The sequence below is a fragment of the Arthrobacter sp. UCD-GKA genome (genome assembly GCF_001863355.1).
Taxonomy (GTDB): Bacteria; Actinomycetota; Actinomycetes; order Actinomycetales; family Micrococcaceae; genus Paeniglutamicibacter.
Genome location: NZ_MOLR01000004.1, coordinates 702327 through 722179, shown reverse-complemented (window position 1 = coordinate 722179; position 19853 = coordinate 702327). Strand labels below are relative to the sequence as shown.

Below are 19853 nucleotides of genomic sequence, written 5' to 3'. Positions count from 1 at the left end.
CCCAGTCTGAATCGACGTCCCCCGCCACACCTCGTGGCGGGGGACGTTGTCATGTCCGGGGACAGGCGACGTTCCGATAGCGGATGCATATCACCCTGCCATGGGCCGTGCACTTCCTGCGGCCAGCTCCGCAAACGAGACTTGGCTCACACCGGGGGTGCGGGAGCGCGGGATCGACGTCCAGATCCGACGTCCAGTGAGGCGTCCCGGGTCGCCAATCGAAACCGCCCTGGCGGATGGCCCCGGAGCGCAAGGCAAAGCCGTGCATTGGCCACCAACACTCGACCACGGGGGTCAACCAGGACTGTGCATCACGAAGTTCCCGCCAACGGCCTATGTCCCCAGCAGGTGCGCGGTTCGCCGGTCAACGGGCGCCCGGCGAATGCCCATGGACCATGCCGGACCCAAGGAAATCGAATGCCGTACCCAACGCAACCACTGGCACGAAGCACGAATCAACCACTGAGGAGCAGGAATGTTTGAGTCACGGAACAGCGGATTGTCCATCGGAAGCCTGAGGCAGTTGGGAGGTGGCGTGTCGCGGCGTTCGCTGTTGAAGTATGCCGGACTCGGAGCGGCAGCACTTGGCTCGGCGTCCCTGCTGACGGCCTGCGGAGGCGGGGCAGGAGCCGCGGACGGCCTCACGACATTCGGGATCGGGGCGTTCCCGGGGGACTCGTTCTTCCTCGATACAGTCAATCTGGCCAACAAGGACTATTCCAGGCACGGCTTGGACGTTCCCAAGCACCTGACTCCGCAAAGCGGTGTCCAGTCCTTCCAGCTGATGGTTGCCGGAGCTCTTGATGGGCTGGGCGCCGACACGATGCTGTTGATGGCGACCCACGCGAACAGCTCCAAGGGCAAGCGCCCCGTGCTCATTGGCTTCCGAACGGCAGAGACCTCCTACGGAATCGTCGGAGGCAAGGACTTCCAGGGCCCGGGTTCCGATGCGGGTTTTGAGGAGAAGATGCGGTCGCTGAAGGGCAAGAAGGTGGGCGTGACGAGCGTTGGTTCGGGCAGTGACCTGCAACTGAAGCTGGCGCTCGAACTGGCCGGCATGAAGTACGGCGACGTCACCGCCCTGGCGGTCGGCACCACCGCCAACGCCATCCCGAACCTCAAGCAGGGGCGCGTCGATGCCTATGTCACCGTCCAGTGGACCTCGACCCGGTACGTGGCCAAGGAAGCCGGCGGTTCCATCATCATCGATTTCGCCGAACCGAGTGTTCCGGAGCTGCTGCGCAACCAGGCCGTGCTTGCGATCGCCGTCCGCGAGGAAATGGCCCAGAATCAGCCGGAGCTGGTCACGAACTGGCTGGCGTGCCAAGACGATGCCAAGAACTGGATCATTGACAACAAGAAGGCGGCGGCCGAGCTGCTCAACACCACCGGGCTCGGTGGCAACGCGCCGGAAATAGCCGAGGCGTACATCGAGCACTACGCCACCACGATGGCCCCGAATATCCAGCCGATGTTCAAGGCGAAGAAGGAAACCGTGGAACACATGGCCACACTCGCCGAGCGTTTCGGAAGCATCAAAAAGGGGGATATAACCTACGAAACCTTGGTACCCGAATTTGCGCGGGCGTAGGTGGCACGGGCATGAATGCGTGATGCACGCATTCGCCCACTGCGGTTGACCGGGAATCAATTGCCGGCGCCGGTCGGCCGCAGTGGGCGGACGGGGTGCACGGCAATGTCCCTCGCCACGGTGGCGGGGGACATTGCCGTGCCCGGACCAATTCCGGGCATTTGCTGTCAAGCGTTTCCCCTCTATCTCCCGGCTATCACGTCGATATGTCATGTGAGATTGATAACAAGCTTCTCCGGCGGGGATGATCGAGGTATGTCTACTCATGCCACTTCGCTCCCGGTCGACGTTCCGTCGGCAACCAGGCCCGCCGTTGGCCGCCCTGGAATCCAGTCCCTCCGGGTTGCCCGGAAGGACCTGCTGGCAGACGGTGTCGTCCGCTTACGGCTGGAGGAACCGAACCAGGGCCGAGTGCCGGACTGGACGCCCGGCGCGCACATCGAACTGGTGCTCCCGACCTCGGACGAGGGAACCGTGTCGCGGCACTACTCGTTGTGCGGCGACAGGTGGGACGCGCATGCCTACGAGGTGGCGGTCCTGAACGAGCCGAATTCCAGGGGCGGATCGCGCTACATCCACGAGGAGCTCGCGGTCGGGGACATGATCACCGTGGGCACCCCGCGCAACAACTTCTCCCTGTCACAGGCAAAGCGCTTTGAGTTCATTGCCGGCGGCATCGGGATCACCCCGATCATGACGATGATCGCGGCCGCCGAAAAGCTGGGCATCGACTGGCACCTGCACTACGGAGGCCGGACGCGCGCCTCGATGGCCTTCCTCGACGAGTTGGCGCAGTACGGCGACCGCGTCACCGTCTGGCCGCAGGACGAACTCGGCCACCTGAACCTGGGCTTCCTCCACGAAATGCCCGAAGACGGGCGGGTCTACTGCTGCGGTCCGGAACCGCTGTTGAACGCGGTTGCCGCAGCCGCGGCGTCATGGCCCACGTGGGCGGTGCGCTTTGAACGTTTCGTTGCCGCAAGCCTGGAGGAACCGGTGCGCACCGAGCCGTTCGAGCTGGAGCTGGCCGTGTCGAAGAAGACCGTCACCGTTGGAACCAACGAAACCGTGCTCTCCGCCCTGTCCTGCGCCGGGGTTCCGGTGCTGGCCTCGTGCATGGAGGGCGTGTGCGGCACCTGCGAGGTCGGGGTCCTCAAGGGCACCCCGGAACACCGCGACTCGCTGCTCAACGATGCCGAGCGTGCCAAGAACGACCGAATGTTTGTCTGCGTCTCACGCGCGATCTCCGATCGCCTCGTGCTGGATCTATAGAAGAGGTACTGCCATGTCGACCACGACGAAATGCCCGGCCCACCAGGGTGCCATCCCGGTCCTCGACGAAGACCCGTTCTCGCCGGAGATCCTTGAAGACCCGTTGCCGTTCCAGCGGCGCCTGCGCGAGGCCGGCCCGGTGGTTTTCCTGTCGAAATACAATGTCCATGCGATCGGACGCCACGAGGAGCTGGCCGGTTCGCTGGAGAACTGGCAGGAGCTGAACTCGGGTTCCGGCGTGGGCCTGAACGAGCCCTGGCGTGCACGGGGCCTGTTGCAGATGGATCCGCCGGAGCATGACGCCCCGCGCGAGGTGTTGCAGGAGATCATGTCCTCGCGCGCCCTGCGTGCACTGAGGGACACCTGCCTGTCGCACGCCGATCAGGTGCTGAACCCACTGCTGGCCGGCAAAGACTCCGGTACGCAGGTCGAGATTGACGGCTTCCGCGACATCGGCTCCGTCATGCCGGTGAACTTCTTCCCGGATGCCGCGGGCATTTCCGACGAGGGCCGCGAGAACCTCGTGCCCTACGCCGACCACATCTTCAATGCCGCCGGCCCGCACAACGAGCTGTACAAGCAAGGCGAATGCCAGGCCCCGGCACTGGCCGAGTGGGCAACCGCAAAGTGCCAGCGCGACTCCCTGAAGCCCGAGGGCTTCGGGGCTGACATCTGGGCCGCCGCCGACCGCGGGGACATCACCCATGACTTTGCGCCATTGCTGACCCGTTCGCTGCTCTCCGCCGGAGTGGATACGACCGTGTACGGCATCACCGGCCTGCTGTACGCGCTGGCCACCAACCCCGACCAGTGGGCCGCGCTGAAGGCCAACCCAGGCCTGGCCCGGGTGGCCTTCGACGAGTCGCTGCGCTGGATTTCCCCGGTGCAGCATCTCTTCCGCAAGGCCGCGAACGACGTGGAAATCGGTGGAACCGTCATTGCCGCCGGTACCCGTGTCATGCTGAACTTCGCCGCCGCGAACCGCGACCCGCGCCGCTGGGAGAACCCGGACAAGTTCGATTTGTCGCGCGACCCCTCCGGCCACCTGGCCTTCGGCATGGGCGTGCACCAGTGCGTGGGCCAGCATGCCGCCCGGCTGCAGGCCGCCTGCCTCCTGGAGAAACTGCTGCCGCTGGTCGAAAGCATCGAACTGGCTGCACCGGTCGAGTACCACCACAACAACGCGCTGCGTGGCTGGGGAGCCGTGCCGCTGCGCCTGACACTCGCCTAGGAAAACCCCTAGGCGTATCAACGCCGGCATCGAGGAAGAACCTTTGGTGCCGGCGCCCTGTTTTCGGAGATTAACTGTTTCACCTCCTGCAACATGAACACAGCACGGAGCAGATCGGTTATTCCGGCATGATGCCGGCGTAACCGATCTGCTCCGTGCTACTTGTTTTTAGCGCGCGACCTCGAAGAGGCCGGCGGCACCCTGGCCGCCGCCCACGCACATGGAGATGACGACAAATTGCTCGCCGCGGCGCCGGGCCTCGAGCAGTGCGGAGCCCACGGCCCGCGCACCGGTCATGCCGTAAGGGTGGCCCAGGGCGATCGCTCCTCCGTTGACGTTCATTTTCTCCGGATCGATCTCCAGGAAGTCGCGGCAGTAGACGGCCTGCGAGGCGAACGCCTCGTTCAGCTCCCATACCCCGATGTCGTCAACGGTGAGCCCGTGGTTCTTCAGCAACCGCGGGATCGCGGTGACAGGACCAATGCCCATCTCGTCGGGTTCGCACCCGGTCACGGCGATGCCGCAGTAGTAGCCCAGCGGTTCCAGGCCAAGAGCCGCGGTGTAGTCGCTGTTCATCAGCACGTTGGCCGAGGCCCCGTCGGAGAGCTGGGAAGCGTTGCCCGCGGTCACTGTCGGATTCGCCGTGAAGTCCCCGGGCTTCAGCACTGTTCGCAGCCCCGCCAGGGACTCGAACGTGGTCCCGGCCCGCACCCCCTCGTCCGCCGAGACCAACTGCTCGAACTCGGTGACTTCACCGCTCTCCTTGTCGGTCTTCAACGTGGTCACCCAGATCGGCGCGATCTCGTCGGCGAACCTGCCGCTTGCCTGCGCGTTGGCTGCCCGCTGCTGGGACAGCGCGCCCATTTCGTCCTGTGCCTCGCGGCCGATGCCATAGCGTTCGGCCACCAGCTCGGCGGTGCGCAACATGGGCATGTAGGTGCCGGGGATGTTGGCCTCAAGCCAGGGATCGCGGCTGCGGTGCTTGTTGTAGTGTTCGTTCTGCACGAGCGAAATGGATTCGACCCCGCCGCCGATGGCAACATCCATGGAATCGAAGAGGATCTGCTTGGCCGCCGTCGCGACGGCCATCAGCCCGGAGGAGCACTGCCTGTCGATGGTCTGCCCGGGAACCGTCACCGGCAGGCCCGCACGCAGTGCAGCCTGGCGGGCAACGTTGAAACTTTGGGTGCCCTGTTGCGCCGCGGCACCCATCACGACGTCTTCCACCAGCGACGGGTCGATTCCCGTCTTGGCCAGCGCCGCGGCTATCGCGTGCCCCGCCAGTTCGGGAGCGGTGGTGTTGTTGAAGGCCCCGCGGTGGGCCTTGCCGATGGGTGTGCGGGCGGTTGCAACGATGGCTGCTCTGGGCATGGCGGACTCCTTGGTTCGGAACTGGATGGGTGTTGTGTGCGGCTATGTCAGTTGCCCGTTGCCGGGGCCGGGGCCTCGTAGAGACGGGAGACGACCTCGGCGACGCAGCCGGGCTTCTTCGCCTCCCCGTTGTACTCCTGTTCGACGGTGACCTGGACCGTTGACTGGGCCCAGCCGTCCTGCCGGTCCAGTGCCACCAGCTTGACCCGGCCGCGCACGCGCGAGCCGACCAGGACCGGGGCCGGGTAGCGGACCTTGTTCGATCCGTAGTTCACGCCCATGGACAGCCCGTCGACGCGGTAGGTGTCGAACTTGAACCCGGAGACCAGTGCGAGGGTCAGGTAGCCGTGCACCAGGGTGGTGCCGAACGGCCCGGAGGCGGCACGCTCGGTGTCGACGTGGATCCACTGGTGGTCGTTGGTCACCTTGGCGAAGGCGTCGATGTCGTCCTGGGTGATGGTGCGCCAGGCGGTGACGCCGAGTTCTTCGCCGACGTGTTTTTCGAACTCGTCGATCCCGTTGAAGATCCTCATGCCTTCGGCCCGCCCGCCACGTACATCACCTGGCCGGAGACGAACCCGGCGTTCTCGGAGGCGAAGAAGGACACGGCGTTGGCAATGTCAGCGGGCTTTCCGGTGCGGCGCACCGGTATCGCGGCGGCGGTCTTGGCGGTGAATTCCTCGAAGGTGATGCCCAATCGCTCGGCGGTGGAAGCGGTCATCTCGGTTTCGATGAAGCCCGGTGCAATGGCGTTGGCGGTGACGCCGAAGGGGCCAAGCTCCAGCGCCAGGGTCTTGGTGAAGCCCTGCAGGCCGGCCTTGGCGGCCGAGTAGTTGGCCTGGCCGCGGTTACCCAGGGCCGAGGTGCTGGAGAGGTTCACGATGCGGCCCCACTTGGCCTCGACCATGTGCTTCTGGGCGGCGCGGGAGACCAGAAAGGACCCGCGCAGGTGTACGTTCATGACCAGGTCCCAGTCGGAAACCGACATCTTGAACAGCAGGTTGTCGCGGATGATGCCCGCGTTGTTGACCACCACGGTAGGTGCGCCCAGCTCGGTGGCGGTGCGCTCCACGGTAGCCTCGACGGCTGCCTCGTCGGCGATGTCGGCGACGATGCCGATGGCCCGGTGGCCGGCTGCGGTCAGCTCCTCGGTGAGGGTATCGAGGCCCTTCTGGTCTAGATCGATCGCAGCCACGTTGAATCCGTCGGATGCCAGGCGGCGGGCGATTTCGGCGCCAATGCCGCGTCCGGCTCCGGTGACGATTGCCGTGCGTAGTACTTCAGCCATGATGGGACCTTTCTACTGCTCGTGATGAGCAGGGGGGGGAAATGAAGCGGATAAAATATCAATGATTAGCGGTAGGTGATCCACGGCGTGGGCAGGTGGCTGTGGTCGTTGTAGCTGACAAGCGTGGTGCCTTGGGAACCGCTGACAATCTTGGATACTGCCGAGTTCACGGTGACCCGGTTCAGGGGGAGCCATTGGTCAAAACCGCCATTGAGCAGGTGGGATGCGGTCCATGCAATAGCTCCGGAGCTGGAAACCACAACCGCGCTTTCCCCGGAACCCAGGCCTGCAACAGCATCCCGCAGGGCTTGTTCAACACGCGAGGTGAAGGCGGCGAACGTTTCCAGGTATTTCGTATCATGTTCACCCGAGGACCAGGCCGTTGTTGCTTTTTCCAGCATGCGTTGGAAGACCCGGGTATCGGTCTTGGCACGGGGGTCTTGCTCCGGATACCCGTTGAGCAGGTCGGTGGCATTGAACTCATCCCACCCTGCATCGATTACCGGTTCCAGGCCCCAATTGGCCGCCTTGATGGCGCCTTGGGCTGTTTGCTTTTGCCTGAGCATTCCGCCAGTGATCACCCGGCTTGGGGTGATGTTGAACTTCGCCAGTGCCTTGCCCAAGGCGCGGCTTTGCTCGTGCCCACGATCCGACAATCTGTCGTAGTCGTCGGTGCCGAAGGATGCTTGTCCGTGACGGACCAGGTAGAGAACGCTCACACCACAGGACGCTATCGACAAATCCGTGCGTTCTGCAGATTTATTGGCTATCGCGGTGAAAGGGTGCAGCGGTACCCGTGATATCCCGATCTCCATGTGGTGTCCGGAACAATGGATACATTGGTTGACACAAGGCCGGGCGCGACCGCCGGGACGGCAACACGCCGAATGGACGGAACGCGAGGCCACAGCCAAAACGCCCCCTCAAGGAGTCGGCACGTGAGCAATGAAGCAGAAGATAATGTTCTATTGACCAGTACCCAAGGTGCGGTGCGCGTCTTGAAAATCAACGATCCCGCCACGCGGAACTCGATTGGCCCGGAATTTTTTGAAGCTGCCAGCCAAGCGATCAGCGAGGCAAACAGCCAAAGCGGCATTGGGGCCGTGGTGATCGCGGGGGCAGGGGACTTCTTTTCCTCGGGCGGGAACCTGAAGATGCTTGCCCAGGTCGGACAGCGCGCGCCGGAAGAGCGCCGCGCCCGCCTGGAGCTGCTCCACGACCTCATCAGGAATATCAGGAAAAGCCCCAAGCCGGTCATTGCCGCGGTTGAGGGTGGCGCCTCGGGAGCAGGGATGTCTTTGGCGTTAGCCGCAGACCTACTGGTTGCGGCCCATGATGCGTTCTTTTCGGCTGCCTATGTCAAGGCCGGGATGACCCCCGACGGAGGACTGACAGCATTGCTTGCCGAATCCCTGCCACGCCAATTTGCAACGCAACTCTGCCTGACCGGGGAACGGGTGGGTGCAGCGCGCCTGCATGAATTGGGCGTGGTCAATTCGTTGAGCGAACCTGGCCAGGCACTTGCTTCGGCCATCGAGCTGGGACAGCAATTGGCACTCGGCCCGGAACGGGCTATCGGAAGAATTCTCGGGTTATGTGCAAGCGCACCGCATCTGGATCTCAAGGAACAGATGGATTGCGAGGCCCAGTCGATGACCGACAGCCTGGGTGACGCCGAGGCTGCCGAAGGGATTGCTGCGGTGCTGGCACGCCGTTCCACCGATTTTGTCGTTTTGCGGCAAGCCGAATCCGAAGCGACGAATCGTATTGGCCGGGCCTAAACCGAGGGACCACAACTATCACGGTGATTCGTTGCGCCGTTCGGTTCATGATGATTTTGTCGTCTTTCCCAGCAGCCTCTGCGGGAACCCGATGCAGTGCAGCGAATCGGGAAAATAGCGGAATATTCATGGATATTGAGCGGTTTTTGGCGCCTTCCCCTATCCAATCTGGCTCCCCTGCCGAACCGGCGAAATCATGTCAAGAGTTGCCAAAAGGGATCGGCCAAACAGCGGGAACGAGCTTTTATATCCCATTCCTTGGCCTGTCAACGTTGTTAGTGTGGTGGACACTGCAAGGTGAAGTGACTCTCCTTAGGTGATATGACAAGGCGCAACCAGCAGTTGGGGCCTTGGACTCGGCGGGTTTTGATAAGCATTCCGGCTCCAGCGTTCCAACCGCTGGTTCTCCTTTCTTGCCACTGATCCCTTTTCGAGTACCCGCTTGCCTCGATGGATACGAAAAGAAAGACGGACCATGACCTCGGTTATCGACCACCCAGACTATTTCTTGCTTGATTCCGACCTCACCAATACTGAACGGGCGCTCCGTGACCGGGTTCGCGCCTTCGGGCAGACGAGCATCGAGCCAATCATCAATGATTACTGGGAACGCGCGGAATTTCCGCACGAGGTCATTCCGGGCCTGCGCAACCTCGGGATAGTTGGAACCTTCATCAAGGGCTACGACTGCCCAGGTCTCTCGCGGCACGCAGCAGGCATCGTGGCCCGCGAGATGGGACGCATCGACGGTTCGGTCAACACCTTCCTCGGTGTTCATTCAAACCTTTGCATGGGTTCCATCTACATGCTGGGCAACGAGGAGCAGCGGCAGCACTGGCTGCCGTCCATGGCGCGTCTCGAGAAGACCGGTGCATTCGCGTTGACCGAACCGCTGCACGGGTCGGACTCGGTGTCCCTGGAAACTTCGGCACGTCTCGAGGGCGATACTTGGGTGCTCAACGGCCACAAGCGCTGGATCGGCAATGGACACGAGGCGGACGTCATTGTTCTCTTCGCCCGTGACGAGGCCGACGGAAACGTGAAGGCGTTCATTGTCGAGCGCCAGGCCTCCGGGGAATACCCCGGCGGCTACCGTCCGACGCCCATCGTTGGCAAGATCGGAAAGCGGGCCATACTGCAGGCCGACATCATCATTGAAGACCTGCGAATCCCGACCGAAAACCGCCTGGAGAACTGCGAATCCTTTGAGGGGGTCAATCGCGTGCTGAAGGCGACCCGTGGCGGTGCTTCGTGGGAAGCGGTGGGCCACGGCATGGCAGCGTTCGAAATGGCTGCCACGTACGCGCTGCAGCGCGAGCAGTTCGGTGCCCCCATCGCTGGCTACCAGCTGGTTCAGGAGAAGCTGGCCACGATGCTCGCCGACCTGACCGGCATGCAGCTGATGTGCGCCCGCATGGCGGAGCTGCAGGAACGAGACGAGTTGACCGCGCCCATGGCTTCGCTGATCAAGATGACCACCTCGCGCAAGGCCCTGGCCATGTGCCGCGAGGCCCGCGACATGATGGCCGGCAACGGCATGCTGCTGGAAAATCACGTCGCGCGTCATTTGACGGACATGGAAGTCGTCTCCACCTACGAGGGCACCGATTCCATGCAGGCGTTGATCGTGGGCCGCGACATCACCGGCATCTCCGCGTTCACGCGCAAGCAATCAGTCAGGTAGCAATTCGGCAAGAGGCAACCCGGAGGAGCCCGGGGTCCATCGACTACTCTCTTCCGAAAAGTCCTTTCGCCTGGGCCTTGCCCGGCGGAGTCGAAGGCAACGAGCCCCGGGTGCCATCGCCGGCATGTCGGCGGTGGCGCTTTCACTCGCTCGTCCAAGACCTGAATCGCTCGGGCAGTGCCCTTCAATGGGCGGAGGATTATCGGGGTGAGTATCCAAAGGTGTCGACAGCCACAAGGCCGGTCGCCGATCGCTTCGGAGGTGCCTTTTGGCGAGAGTTCATCTGCCGCCAGTTCACCGTGGATTGCCTCGGGCAGGCCACGCGTTCGTGCCGGATGCTCTTGGTTGCCTCACCATCGCGCCGGACAGCATGCCTACTGGGGTTGAAGCTAACCTCGATTTTTCATCGACTTCCAGCAGGCCGTTGATTCCGTGATTTTTCCGGGATCGGCGGCCTGATTCGTTTTCGGGCATACCAAGTAGGGCCATGTCGCTGACCTTGGTGCCGGGTTCCATCTCCCGAAAAGGGTGTCTTTCGTATTGAAGGGAGCTCGTACGCGGCGCGAGTGTTTATGCCGCGAGGTGCCCGTTTCGCCACCGGTGCCGCAGATGCTTGGTTCCTTCGATGAGCGAGGCAAAGAGCTGCGATTCGGGTGCTGCCTTGGGGATCAGTAGTCGTTTCTGTCTGGCGCTGCTGATGAGTTTCCCCGCGATCGAAAACAGTCGATAGCGCCATCGCTTCATGTCCCAAACCCCGGCAGGATGGCCCGCAGGCAGTACCGTCAGCTGCATCCACGACACCAGATTTACGGCGAGCACGGCCAGATCGCACCACAGCTGGTTCGCTTCGAACGCCGTGAACGGCAGTTTCCCGAGCCCGGCATTCTTCAGCGTTTTGATGCGATTTTCGCACCTGGCCCGGGCGCGATGCCGAGCGTCAAGGAAGGCAACGTTGTAACGCGGGGCATTGGTGAGGAACGCGGTCACCCGGTGCCCATCAACGTCAAACAGCGAGGCTTTCGCCCCTGGATGCAGCGGTTCGGCCCGCAAGTACAGGCGAGTGTTTTGGGGGTAATCCTTCAGCTCGATGACCTTGGTCGCGTCGATGACCCACGCGTCATGGCGCTCGTTTCCGTGCTGGTCCAGGGCCAGTTCCCAGTGGTCCTTGTTGTTGATCCAGTGAATGAAGCGTTCGTTGGGGACCGGGAGTGCGAAAGAGGTGGAGAACTGCAGTCCCAAGGAGTGCAGGTGGCGCAGGAACTCGCGGGAGGCTCCGGCGCTGTCGGTGCGGATCAGGATCCGCTTGGTGTCCAGGTTTCCGTGTTCGTCGTGCATGGAGTCAGGTAGCTGAGAGAGCGCGTCGTCGAGGACTCGGATGTGGTCGGCCGCGGAATTGGCGCCCTTGTTTCCCGGCCGCAGCATGGCGGCCAGGATTTCCCCGGTGCCATTGTCTTTGCCGTAATCGATGCTCGCGATCATCGGGGAAAATCCATATCCGCCCTTGTATGTCCCTGCGCTTCCCTCTTTGTCGCTGTGCGTAGTAACGAGAGTGGCGTCGAGGTCGATCGTCAAGGGATCCAGCAGGGTGGCCAGCACGGAGGGGTTCCGTTTTCCTGCGGCCTCCCAGATCCGGGAACGCAGTCGCCGGCTCAGGGTGGTGAATCCGTGCGAGAAGGCCTCGGGCTGATCTGCGGCCCGAGCCACGAACCTAGACACTGTCGCATTCGAGGGAACGGCTCCGAAGAGTCCTGGGCTGTTGCGCAGGACATCCAGGTCCGAGACGTGTTCTCCACCGCCGGCGAGCATGAGTGCGAGGGATCCGATGATTCGTCCCGGTCGGTGGATGGCTTGTTCGGGAACGAATTGGGAGAAGCGGTCTTCACACAAGGCGGCGAAACCGGTCGCGTCCAGGAACGCGGTCAGGACGTTCAGTCCGGCATGGGAAATCAGTGACTGGTTGGTGAGGGCTGCCGGAAGGGACGGAAAAACTTGGGTATCATTAAGCATCGAAAAGGTGATTCCTGCTCTGGTGTGAAATTTTGTGTGGTAACTCTATTTTCCCAGATCAGGGCACCTTTTCGTCATTAACGACGCTTAATGACGGACGGCCTCATGAAAACGGCAGGCTAATGACGAGAAGAACATTTCCGGCGAGGCTCCCGAACGCTGCGGGAAGAGGAATCGAATGTGCTCAGTCGGTCCCGGGCTCTGCGCCGATGTTGCGTTCGATCCGACGGTCCGGGACCAGCCAGAGGATGGCGGCTGCGACGAAGAACGCAACGCCGAGGTAAGACCAGACTGCTTGGTGCGCTCCGCCCAGCAGCGCACTGAGCACCCCTGCGAGGTAAAGCGCCAGGGACGACTTGCCCTTGATGTCCCTGCCCATGGCCCGCCGCAGCGCAGAATCCGGGCCCTGCCCGCGAATGATCACGGCCTGCATGAGGAGGTAGGCGATGGCCGCGGCCAGGAGGTTCAGGCCATAGGCCACGACGGGTGTCTGCGCCAGGCCGCTTTCATCCATCCACGCGGTGGTGAACGGAAACAGGGAAAGCCAAAAGAGCAAGTGAAGGTTGGCCCAGAGGACCCCGCCTGAGATGGTTTCGGTGGCCTGGAACAAATGGTGGTGGTTGTTCCAATAGATGCCGACGTACACGAAGCTCAGCAGGTAGGTAAGCAAGCTGGAGCCGACGGCCGGGGTAAGCGCGGCCAGGTCGTGGCCTTCGGGGACCTTCAGCTCAAGGACCATGATCGTGATGATGATGGCCATGACGCCATCGCTGAACGCTTCCAAGCGGCTGGTTCGCATGCCCGGCCGCCTCCTTTCCCAACAACCAATTCGCGAGTGGAATTTCTGGTCCCGATACTTCCACACGGGTTGGGCGAAGGAGGGCCTTCGAAGACACCAATATTCGCCGGTCCGGACAGCGCGCCTCAGCCGAAGCTGTCAACGGCGCAGCCGAAGTGCTGGCAACTTCCGCCGTGCGCGGGAGTACTGCCGCGCCGCGGAGGCGGTGAGGTCTTCCTCCAATCCGCGCATCCGCTCGCAGGCGCACCGAACCTCCTCGGGCAGGGCGGGGTCGGCCAAGAGGGATTCGAGGAACTCGCGGGTCATTACGCTGTCCTGGTGGTTGCCCAGGATCCTTTGCAGCTGGTGGGCCGAGCTGATCAGGACCCGGACACGCTTCGGGTGGATGGGAGCGACGGATTCGGCGGCGTGCAGCAGCCGCTTGGTGTCCTTGCGCAACCGGTGCAGCGCAAGGTCGCGGGCATGCCCGGGTCCGGTTCGCAGCATGGCCCGATGCGCGCGATCCACGATCCGGGCCTGATTGTTGACCAAAGAGAAGGCCACGGTGCGGGCCTGCCGGCGGGCGAACCCGGTGACCGGGGGAGCCTGGCGGAATCGTGCGAGGTCTTCCAGCAGCCGGCGGTAGCGCGTGGATTCCAGGGCCTGAAGGACCTGGGAGTGGCCGGCGTTGCAGGCCGCATCGATCGCGTACTCGATGGGCCCGGACACGGATGCGGTCCGCCATTGCCCTGGAAGTTCCCCGAGTCGGGCCTGGAGGCGTTCGCGTACCACCTCGCCGTCCCGGGCACGGCCCAGCACCTTGGCCAGCCACTTCAGCTCATGACCGAGTTCCCGGCGGCGGCCGGCAGCAAAGAAGCGCCCATAGACATCCAGGCAGGATCGCAGCCGCCGAGTGGCCGAGCGCATTTGGTGAATGGCGTCGGGTTCCCCGGAGCGGACGCGGGATGCCTGGGTGAGGAGCTCGGCATATTGCCGGTCCAGATAGTCGATGGCCACGCGCAGCACCGGCGCCCTACCCGGATCAGCTGCGGCACGGAAGCCGCTCGCCCGCCGCATGCGGGGTGCCGGCAGCCGGACGTTGGCCATGGCACGCATCCTCTCCCTCGGCCTGTGGACGGCACGGGCGGCCGCGTTGCAGCGGCCGCCGAGGTCTTGGCCGGCCGGTCGCCCGCCGGTGGGCGCAAATTAACCTCTTGGCCACGTGAACGGGCTTGAATCAAGGGTGTCATTGACTTCCCCGTCGGGGAAGTGTGCCAAGCCCTTGAGGAATGTCCCGGTATGTCTCGCACCATGGAAACCGCCACGGCGGTGCCGAACCTGCGCCGGGTCCCCTCCGAATGCCAGGGTAGGTTGTTCCGCTCCGCCGCCCCCAGCGGACTTGAACCTGCGGGCCTCCGGGAACTGGACGCCCTGGGCGTGCAGCGGGTGGTGGACCTGCGCGAGCCCTTCGAACTGGCCGAACGACGGGGCTACGTCCCGCCGGGTGCGGTACACGTTTCCATCCCGCTGTACCGCGGAGCGCTGCCCGTGGCCACCGCCATCGAGGACGTCTACCGCGACCTGCTCAATACCCGCGGCACCGAAATCACCCGGGCCGTGGGTGCCATCGCCGCGGGTCTTCCCGGCGGCGTGCTGGTGCACTGCGCCGCAGGCAAGGACCGCACCGGCCTGGTGGTGGCCCTGGTGCTGGAGGTCGCGGGAGTGCCGCGCCAGCTGTTGCTGGACGACTACGCGCGCAGCGCCCGGGCGCTGCCGGCCAGCTACCGCGAGCGCGTGAGCCAGGAGCTGTCCTGTGCGCTGGGAGAAGGCGCGGAATTGCAGGCCGCGCTGCACCTGCACCTGGACAGCCCGTCCGCGGCCCTGGACCAGGCCCTGGACATGGTCGAGGCCCGCTTCGGCTCGGCCGCCTGCTACCTGCTGGCGCACGGGCTGGATCCCGCGGACCTCACGACCATCCGCGAGGAACTTGCCGGGCCCGGCGCCGCGGAGGAAGCCGGCCCCGACGTATGAGCGCCGGCAGCACCACCCTGGTGCAACTGACCGACACCCATCTGCCGGCCGGCGGCGCCTTGCTGCACGGGAAGATCGACACCTGGGCACGCACCTGGGCGGTGCTCGAGGCCGCGGCCCGGTTTGCCCCCGACGCGGTGCTGGTCACCGGGGATGTGTCCGAGCGCGGCGCACCGGTCCACGAGCGCGCCGCCAGGCTGTTCGCGCGGGCCGGGCGTGAACTGGGCTGCCCGGTCATCACGGTGCCGGGCAACCACGACCCGGCGGGTGCAGTGGGCGCGGCATTCAACCGCCGGCGCCTGGCCAGCGGCCCGAATCCGGCCGACACGGTTCACGTGGTTGCCGGGCTGCGGGTCATCGGGCTGGACACCCACGGATTCCGCGAGACCGGCGGCCGGCTTGAGGCCCGGCAGCTTGCCTGGCTGCGCGCCGTGCTCGCCACACCCGCGGCGCGCGGGAGCGTGCTGGCCATGCACCACCCGCCGATCGATTCCCTGCTGCCGGAACTTGCAGGCCGGGGCCTGGCCCGTCCTGGGGATCTGGCCGCGGCGCTCGCCGGCAGCGATGTCCGCGGCATCCTCTGCGGCCACTACCACCTGCCCTGCAGCGGAAACCTTGGCGGCATCCCGGTGTGGGTTTCGCCGGCGGTGTCCTACAACCACGACCTCTTCGCCGCCCAAGCCCCGCCGGGGGCGGACCCCAGCTGGTTCAGCGTCATCAAGGCCGGCGCCGGACAGCTCTCGGCCACGCCGGTCCGGGTGCCGGTGCCCGCCGCGGTCGCCTCCCGCGAGGCACCGATTCCGTTACGGCTTCCGGTACTGCTCTGAAGATCAGTTCCATCCAGCACCAACCATTCGCAAGCCGCACCGCCGGGGGACGTGCCCAGCGTGTTGGAAAGCAACGGTCCGGGCGGCGAAGCCGTGGCCGAGGGCAGCGCCGAGATCGACATCGTGGTGGACTTCGTGGCCCGCGAGTTGGCCACGAAGGGTTCGCCCATCGCCGTGAGCTACCCCAGCGACGGCGTCCCCTAAGTTTCGCAGCCCGTCGGTGTCTTTGCCGATTCCGAAAATCAGGAAGGCCAGGAACTGGCCGTTGAGCAGTCCCATATCTTCCGGTACGTGAGGATCCGGTGTTCCGGAAGGCGCCCCGGGGCTGGGCGAGATCAACCTGCTGGATTCGAACCAAGTGGAGATCGCCAACGGCCAGGCCGCGGCCGTTGGCTTCTACAACTCCCTGGTGAAGTAAGTTTTACCCACATGTCGACCCAAACTATCGAGCACAGAATCGCCGAACGTAAGCACGTGTCCGCTCTCGGCGGGCAAATCCAGACGCCGCAAGTGCGTGCAGGGAAGAAGTTTCCTTCGGGGTCTGGCTCGGTGTGCTGCGCGTGGTCGTGTCGGTCGCTGCAGCAGGACTCGTTGGACAGCCGCTAATAGCGCTGGCCCTGCAGGGGTCGTGCCCAAGGCGCTGCGCACGTCGATGGTCCGGTGGTGGCTACCGCCGCGCTGAACTCGGTAGTCAGTGCCAAGGTGTCGGCAACGCTGGACATCGTAATTGGGGCATTCACGCCAGTGGTGCTCGAACGCTGCAACGTGCCGTTCAAGGGAGTGCTGCGTTGGTTTGTGTTACTGCCCTTCCTTCATTGGCGCATGGACCTGGATGGCGCGGCTCGGCTCCAACTGCCCGGTGAACAAGACACTGCATATGGATGGCAAACGATGCCAAGGTGAGCATCGTCGGCGGGTGTTGAACCGTGTTCTTGTTCCCGCTGGCGGTGCATTCCTACCGTTCTGTTCAGATGCGTTTTAGCGACGCATGTGCTCCCCGAACGGTCTTGGGAGGCTGCCGCCGGCCGGTTCCCGGCGGGCCCGTGCGGCTCGTGGCCGCCGGGCGAACCGGGCCTGTGCCGGTGGCCGCACCCCCGGGTGCCCGACCGGGCCTGGGACTGGGTTTGCCCGCACCCGTCCACTGTCGGGTGCGGGGACCGTCCTCCCGTCGCCTAATCGGGCATCCGAGGGCGCGCCTGCCGATGGCCACGGACGCGGCGTGGTGCCGCGTCACCGTCCCACCGGAAGCTTCTTGGAGGGGTTTGTGCCAATGTTGGCCGCCCCACCGTGAGGTATACGCCGGGTCGACCGCGATCACGGACAGTCCGCGGTTGGCGGCCATCCCCACCAGGCGATCCCGGAATTTCCCGGTGGGGATCTCGTGCACGGTGCGCCGGAAGCGCTTGCCCCGTGCCCCGCGGCCCATGGTCTCCCGGCCGGTGTCTCGGGCGTCCTTGAAGTCCAGGTTCTCGATGGCGATCGCGGTCGCACCGGTGTCCCGGGCGAAATCCAGCAGCGCGGTGATCGCCGCCCGCAGCCGCCCGTCCCGGGTGCCGGCGTTCAGCCCGGCCAACCCCAGGGCGATGCTGATCGGTGTTCCGACCGGGTTGCCGGAGGCATCCAGCCGGGCCACGGCCAGGTGGTCGGCATTCAAATCCACCCCCACCACCCCCGATGCCTGCAAAACCTCGAGCGGCGGTGCCTGCACGTCGCCGTGGCCCCAAGAGGCATCCAGGTACCAGCGGCCCTTCCCGGGGTCGAAGCCGATGTCGTAGCGGATGCACCGCCGTGAGACGACCCGGTCAGCCCATTCATCACCGCGGTGGGCGAACGCGACGGGGACCGACAGCACCAGTCGGTCACCCAGGGCCGGGACCAACGGGGTGGGGACCTTGACGGACAAATTTCCGGGAAGCCCGGTCCCGGCAGCGGTCAGGCGGATGGTCTGGTTGCCGCCGATGCGCCCGGATTCCCCGTCCGCGGTCAAAAACATCCGGGAGGCCGACCACCGTTTCTCCCACTGCTCCCGGGTGAGGTTGGCATCGGCCAGGCGGTTGCGGGTCTTCCAGAGGCGCCTGCCGCCCAGCGTGATCGAGGGGCGGCCAACGGCCAGCGCCGCCTGTGCCGTCTCGAGGCGTTCTTGGAGCTGGGCCAGGCGGCGGGTTTTCTGGAACCGCTCCGCCTCGGTCCGATAACCGCGGCCGTTGCCGGAATCTTCGCCCACGGTGTTGGCGATGCGGCGGTGAAGGGCCTCGGTGGCCGCCCGCAGGTGAGAGACCTCCGCCACCAAGCACCGCAGACCCAGCTGGTATTGGTCCTCGGCGGACCGGGTGATAGACCCCGCCCACCGAGAAGAAGATGCGGCGGTGAGGTTCCGCTTGCGTTCGGTCCGGCCCCGCTCCGCGGCCGGCACCCGGCCCAGGGTCACGCGGCCGGCCACATCCGTGCGGTACAGATGCCCTAGGTGCTCACCAATCATCCTGAGCGCTTGGGCCTCGGTGTCGGTGGGGCGCAACCGGGTGCGGATCCGCACCCCGGACGGCGTAGCGACCACGAACGGGGCCGCGATCCTTCGCAACCCGCCCGCCTTGCGGGCCGGGCCCTGCCCGGCGGGTGCCTCGGATGCATGGATATTGTTGTCCATGCCTCCATCTTCCGCCCAGCCGCCGACGGTTTGGTTCCGACCCTGTAGGGGTGTGGAGAACTCTGACAAAGGCACGGTAACTGGATTGCCACGCCTGACCCGCGACCGTACACGTTTATTCAAAGACACCCTCGATGGCAATCCGTTGGTTACCCCGTGGCCTACCTGGTCATCGCCGCCGCCCTTCGGCGGATCCCGGGGAACCTGGAGGAGGCCGCGCGCATCTCCGGGCCGGGAACCGCCCGGGTGCTCGGCACCGTGACATTGCCGCTGCTGCGCCCCGGGCTGCTCGCCGCATTCGTGCTCACGCTGGTCGCCAACCTGTCCGACTTCGGCATCCCGGCGCTGATCGGGCTTCCCGAGCGATGCACCACCCTGACCACCCTGGTGTATCGCTACCTGGCCTCCAGCACCACCAGCAACCCGCTGCCCGCGGTTTCGGCCATCGGCCTGGTCCTGCTGGTGCTCGCGGTGCTCACGGTGCTGGCCCAGCGGAAACTGCCCACCGGCACCCAGCTGGGGAACGAGGGAACCAGCATGAAACTGGAACTGGGCGCCGCACGTATCCCCGTGCTGGTGCTGTTGTGGCTGTGGGTCGGTCTCATCTGCCTGGTGCCGCTGCTGGCACTGGCCACCCAGGCCCTGCTGCCTGCCCCGGGTGTGCCCTTGACGATCGAAAACCTGGCCCTGGACAACATCATCCGGGCGTCCACCTCGCCGGGTGCGGTCTCCGGGATTGCGAACTCGATCATGCTGGCCGGGGGAGCGGCGGCGTGCTGCACGGTGCTGGGACTAGGCATCGCGTTGCTGCTGACCCGTGGCACGCACCGCAGCAACGGTCCGCTCGACGTTGCGGCAACCTTGCCCCAGGCCCTGCCCGGATTGGTGGTCGCGGTGGGGTGGTTGCTCATTGCCCCGATGCTGGGGATCTTCAACACCTCGTGGGTGATCCTGGGGGCCTACGTCATGGCGTTCATGGCCCTGGTGGTCCAGGCCGTGCGTGCCCCGCTGGCCTCGGTGTCCTCCACGCTGGAGGAGGCCGCCCGCACCGCCGGGGCAACCCCCTTACGCGCCCTGCTCGATGTCACGGCACGCTTGGCGGTCCCGGCAGCCGTGACCGGCGGGGTGGTGGTGCTGCTGACCGCGGTGCGGGAACTGACCATCTCCATCCTGCTGGTCGCACCCGGAAGCCAGACCCTCGGCGTGGCCATCTTCAACCTGCAGCAGTCGGGCGACTACGGCGGGGCCTCGGCCCTGGCCCTGCTGGTCGCGTTGGTGGGGATCCTCGGCCTCTCGGCCACCGCCGCACTGGCCAACCGCCGTGTGGACAAGTAGAAAATCCAGTGAA

The 19853-nt window shown here is 64.9% G+C and carries 17 protein-coding genes; 9 read left to right on the top strand and 8 right to left on the bottom strand.

Translation table 11 applies throughout. The features are described 5' to 3' along the window. Positions 1–535 precede the first annotated feature (535 nt). The 3 genes from BLJ79_RS09515 to BLJ79_RS09505 all read left to right on the top strand — a co-directional run bounded on the left by BLJ79_RS09515 (position 536) and on the right by BLJ79_RS09505 (position 4094). Positions 536–1591, top strand: a complete 1056-nt coding sequence (locus BLJ79_RS09515) for an ABC transporter substrate-binding protein (protein ID WP_175475431.1) — start codon at positions 536–538, stop codon at positions 1589–1591. A 255-nt stretch (positions 1592–1846) separates the two neighbouring features. After that, positions 1847–2863, top strand: a complete 1017-nt coding sequence (locus BLJ79_RS09510; RefSeq protein WP_083411143.1) for a PDR/VanB family oxidoreductase — start codon at positions 1847–1849, stop codon at positions 2861–2863. Positions 2864–2876: 13 nt separating this feature from the next. Further along, positions 2877–4094, top strand: a complete 1218-nt coding sequence (locus tag BLJ79_RS09505) for a cytochrome P450 (RefSeq protein ID WP_071214447.1) — start codon at positions 2877–2879, stop codon at positions 4092–4094. A gap of 168 nt (positions 4095–4262) precedes the next feature. Here the strand turns inward: BLJ79_RS09505 and BLJ79_RS09500 are convergent, their stop codons facing one another. The 4 genes from BLJ79_RS09500 to BLJ79_RS09485 all read right to left on the bottom strand — a co-directional run bounded on the left by BLJ79_RS09500 (position 4263) and on the right by BLJ79_RS09485 (position 7568). Next, on the bottom strand, positions 4263–5465 hold the full coding sequence (locus tag BLJ79_RS09500; RefSeq protein WP_071214446.1) for an acetyl-CoA C-acyltransferase: 1203 nt from the start codon (positions 5463–5465) through the stop codon (positions 4263–4265). Between the two features lie 47 nt (positions 5466–5512). Continuing rightward, a complete protein-coding gene (locus tag BLJ79_RS09495) occupies positions 5513–5998 on the bottom strand; it encodes a MaoC family dehydratase (protein ID WP_071214445.1) in 486 nt (161 codons plus the stop codon). After that, complete coding sequence (gene fabG / locus BLJ79_RS09490) at positions 5995–6753, bottom strand: 3-oxoacyl-ACP reductase FabG (RefSeq protein ID WP_071214444.1); 759 nt, start codon at positions 6751–6753, stop codon at positions 5995–5997. Before fabG ends, BLJ79_RS09495 begins: the two co-directional genes overlap by 4 nt. A gap of 65 nt (positions 6754–6818) precedes the next feature. After that, on the bottom strand, positions 6819–7568 hold the full coding sequence (locus BLJ79_RS09485) for a histidine phosphatase family protein (protein WP_286135324.1): 750 nt from the start codon (positions 7566–7568) through the stop codon (positions 6819–6821). 123 nt (positions 7569–7691) lie between these two features. On the opposite strand from BLJ79_RS09485, the gene BLJ79_RS09480 reads away from it, so the two are divergent. Next, the gene (locus BLJ79_RS09480) at positions 7692–8534 is read left to right on the top strand and encodes an oxepin-CoA hydrolase, alternative type (RefSeq protein WP_071214442.1); all 843 of its coding nucleotides are present in this window, start codon (positions 7692–7694) and stop codon (positions 8532–8534) included. A gap of 475 nt (positions 8535–9009) precedes the next feature. Next, the gene (locus tag BLJ79_RS09475; protein WP_071214441.1) at positions 9010–10218 is read left to right on the top strand and encodes an acyl-CoA dehydrogenase family protein; all 1209 of its coding nucleotides are present in this window, start codon (positions 9010–9012) and stop codon (positions 10216–10218) included. A 570-nt stretch (positions 10219–10788) separates the two neighbouring features. Here BLJ79_RS09475 and BLJ79_RS09470 read toward each other — a convergent pair. The 3 genes from BLJ79_RS09470 to BLJ79_RS09460 all read right to left on the bottom strand — a co-directional run bounded on the left by BLJ79_RS09470 (position 10789) and on the right by BLJ79_RS09460 (position 14110). Then, positions 10789–12225, bottom strand: a complete 1437-nt coding sequence (locus BLJ79_RS09470) for an IS1380 family transposase (protein WP_071214440.1) — start codon at positions 12223–12225, stop codon at positions 10789–10791. A gap of 184 nt (positions 12226–12409) precedes the next feature. Continuing rightward, positions 12410–13024 (bottom strand): TMEM175 family protein, encoded by a 615-nt coding sequence (locus tag BLJ79_RS09465; protein ID WP_071214439.1) that lies wholly within the window; start codon positions 13022–13024, stop codon positions 12410–12412. A 138-nt stretch (positions 13025–13162) separates the two neighbouring features. Next, positions 13163–14110 (bottom strand): CHAD domain-containing protein, encoded by a 948-nt coding sequence (locus BLJ79_RS09460; protein WP_071214438.1) that lies wholly within the window; start codon positions 14108–14110, stop codon positions 13163–13165. 192 nt (positions 14111–14302) lie between these two features. Here BLJ79_RS09460 and BLJ79_RS09455 point away from each other — a divergent pair, with 192 nt between their 5' ends. From BLJ79_RS09455 to BLJ79_RS23350, 3 genes are read left to right on the top strand one after another with little or no spacing between them, the layout of a single operon-like run. Then, complete coding sequence (locus BLJ79_RS09455) at positions 14303–15034, top strand: tyrosine-protein phosphatase (RefSeq protein WP_071214437.1); 732 nt, start codon at positions 14303–14305, stop codon at positions 15032–15034. Further along, positions 15031–15861: a metallophosphoesterase family protein gene (locus tag BLJ79_RS09450; protein WP_071214436.1), complete on the top strand. Its 831-nt coding sequence runs from the start codon at positions 15031–15033 to the stop codon at positions 15859–15861. Before BLJ79_RS09455 ends, BLJ79_RS09450 begins: the two co-directional genes overlap by 4 nt. 60 nt (positions 15862–15921) lie before the next feature. Beyond that, a complete protein-coding gene (locus tag BLJ79_RS23350) occupies positions 15922–16065 on the top strand; it encodes a hypothetical protein (RefSeq protein ID WP_175475430.1) in 144 nt (47 codons plus the stop codon). Between the two features lie 763 nt (positions 16066–16828). Here BLJ79_RS23350 and BLJ79_RS09445 read toward each other — a convergent pair. After that, entirely contained in the window at positions 16829–18505 is a 1677-nt protein-coding gene (locus BLJ79_RS09445) for an IS200/IS605 family element transposase accessory protein TnpB (protein WP_071214435.1), read from the bottom strand. 156 nt (positions 18506–18661) lie between these two features. Between BLJ79_RS09445 and BLJ79_RS09440 the strand changes: the two genes are divergently transcribed. Then, positions 18662–19840, top strand: coding sequence for an ABC transporter permease (locus BLJ79_RS09440; protein WP_286135323.1), 1179 nt, complete (start codon positions 18662–18664; stop codon positions 19838–19840). Positions 19841–19853 lie beyond the last annotated feature (13 nt).